Here is a 2330-nt window from a genome sequence, read left to right on the forward strand (position 1 = left end):
CACAAAGGATTTTGTGGATTTTTGGCGTGGATATACGTCAAGCCATCAATTGGTGCTGTAGGGGCTTTAAAATGGCTCATTTGCGTAAATCACCAAAGGAAATGTCCAGCGATTGAATTCTTCGGCTAATTCTTGGCCAATCTTTCTGCAAAAAACGACGACGTTCATGTGCCAACAAGAGCGTTTTGGCATCCTTCGTCACAAACATCCCAAGACCCCTACGCTTTTCAACTGCTCCTAGTGCAATCAGGGCGTGATATCCTCGTGAGATTGTGGTGCTGTTTACGCCTAGGTCACTTGCTGCGACTCTGATTGAGGGCAATTGAACCCCTGCACCAATTTGGTTTGTCAGGATTTGGTGCACCACTATCTCTGTGACTTGAACGTTGATATCCATATCGTTGCGTAGAATGCGGCGTTTATTGTGAAAGATGCTTGTCATGACCTTTCCCCAAATATGTTGTTCATAGCGGTTTCAAAGTTAGCTCGGGTAATAACAGCGCGATTACCAGCTATACCGTCATAAGCAGATTGGCCGTTTTCCAATGGAAAACCTGCCCAAACGTTTGCAATTCGGTCCATAAATGCCTTTGTGGAGATTTCATGGTTCTGGAATTTCTGCCAACCCGCATCATTGAGCAATCTTAAAGCCAGTTGATCTTGAACCTGCTCAGAGAACCTTTGATCTAAGCTCAATTTTTCAGCCTGAACCAAATAGGCCAGGGTGTCCGGTATGATCTGATATCGACCAATCGCGTGAAACTGGTTGGGTGTCGCCTCAATCCACTCGAAAACTTCCCCAATGGTCAGCTTTGTCGGATTGTGCAGCGGTTTGATTTTTGCTTTGTGGTGGACCGCATCATATTGCAGGTGAGGGGCCTCGACAGAAGCGATCAGCGAGAAGAGCTGATCAAGCTTTGTCTTGCCCTCAAATTGTTTGGGTAAGGCGGCAAGTTTGAACTCTTGACCCATAACCGATTTTTCAAATGCGATCTGGCTCTTCCAATTCGATTGACCAAATGTCCAATCTGACTTGTTGGAGACTTTTTCTTCGAGTGTGAAACTGCCGTTTGTTGACCATCCTGCAGCTTCACTAGTTTGAACACCTAAAGTCAGTCCAAAAAGAACGGTCGCATATAGAATGCTGACCTTTAGTTTCGTGGGCCAATTGTTCTGAGATTCAATGATCCAAAAGTTTCTTAAGGGAGAATTCGCATGAAGAATGCTCATCAAGGTACACACGGAACGCAGCTCCACTGCAGGCCAGTTAAGGTGTTGAAAACATTGGTGAAAACAGGTGTTTAGACATGGTTTTACTGGCGAGTAAAATTTTGTTATATATTTCAACGGGTTATGGAGCGGCTGGGCAAAGTGACCAGCGTTTTTTGATGCGACTGGGCAAAATGACCCGAGCCTTTTTGGCAAAACTGGGCAAAATGACCAGAACGATGACGTGAGGATATCAGCATTACGAAACAACACTAATCACGCTCCAGTTCATCATCTTCGACCTCAGCTTCCTTCTCGTCGGCAATTGAGCTTTTGGACATCTCTTGTTCTTGAAATCGCCTATGCAGAATGTTCAATCCAGGAGTTTCTCGATCAGGTACTTCGACCGTCTTTGCAACGAGTAACTGTGACATAGCTGCAAGCTCTTTCATCGCTGCCTCGAGTTCACCGTCTACGCCGGCAACAGAAGAGATTAACATGCTCTGCATTATTGAAATTGCGTTTGCCACGGCACGTTGGTTAGCGTTGATGGCCTTCATATGAGTGTCGAACAACTTTTCAACTCGGCCGGCCACGCTCGTGCGATCACTCACGGGTGTCCGGCGTCAGCATTTGATAGACAGATTGATGTTGTTGCTTAAGAGATGATTTTTGGTTCATCGTAGCCCTTATGGAGCGCAGATGAAGCAGAAATCAGTTGGAAGCCGTTCAAGTTCAGAAAAGCTTGTTCGCACGATTAAGCGCAAGACCCGTCGGCAATATGGTGCCGAGGAAAAGATCCGCATTGTTTTGGACGGTTTGCGCGGTGAGATGAGCATTGCCGAACTGTGTCGGCGTGAAGGTCTTGCTGAGAGCATGTATTACAAATGGTCCAAGGAATTTCTCGAGGCAGGCAAGCAACGCTTAGCTGGTGATCTGGTACGTGAAGCATCAAGTGATGAGGTCAAGGGTCTGCGCAAAGAAGCGCGAGACCTGAAGGAAGTTGTTGCAGAGCAGACATTGGAACTCAGGCTGCTTAAAAAAAGCATGATCGGGGATGGGGAGGATATCGAATGAGATACCCCCCATCCGAGAAGCTGGAGATCATCTGGATGGTGGAG

3 protein-coding genes and 1 pseudogene are annotated in these 2330 nt (G+C 46.7%); 1 reads left to right on the plus strand and 3 read right to left on the minus strand.

The features are described 5' to 3' along the window. Nucleotides 1-76: 76 nt before the first annotated feature. From Q0231_RS11070 to Q0231_RS11080, 3 genes are all read right to left on the minus strand, one after another. Nucleotides 77-442: a GntR family transcriptional regulator gene (locus Q0231_RS11070; protein ID WP_299347717.1), complete on the minus strand. Its 366-nt coding sequence runs from the start codon at nucleotides 440-442 to the stop codon at nucleotides 77-79. Beyond that, a complete protein-coding gene (locus tag Q0231_RS11075; RefSeq protein WP_299347718.1) occupies nucleotides 439-1230 on the minus strand; it encodes a hypothetical protein in 792 nt (263 codons plus the stop codon). Before Q0231_RS11075 ends, Q0231_RS11070 begins: the two co-directional genes overlap by 4 nt. 251 nt (nucleotides 1231-1481) lie before the next feature. Further along, nucleotides 1482-1823, minus strand: a complete 342-nt coding sequence (locus Q0231_RS11080; protein WP_299347719.1) for a hypothetical protein — start codon at nucleotides 1821-1823, stop codon at nucleotides 1482-1484. 88 nt (nucleotides 1824-1911) lie between these two features. Here Q0231_RS11080 and Q0231_RS11085 point away from each other — a divergent pair. Then, nucleotides 1912-2330 (plus strand): annotated as a pseudogene (locus Q0231_RS11085) (transposase); the annotation flags it as partial.

Origin of the sequence: uncultured Maritalea sp., assembly GCF_937139385.1 — a bacterium.
GTDB classification, from domain to species: domain Bacteria; phylum Pseudomonadota; class Alphaproteobacteria; order Rhizobiales; family Devosiaceae; genus Maritalea; species Maritalea porphyrae_A.

Coding starts and splice junctions, on each gene's coding strand:
- Q0231_RS11070 (WP_299347717.1), bottom strand. CDS start 442: ATGACAAGCATCTTTCACAATAAACGCCGCATTCTACGCAACGATATG.
- Q0231_RS11075 (WP_299347718.1), bottom strand. CDS start 1,230: ATGAGCATTCTTCATGCGAATTCTCCCTTAAGAAACTTTTGGATCATT.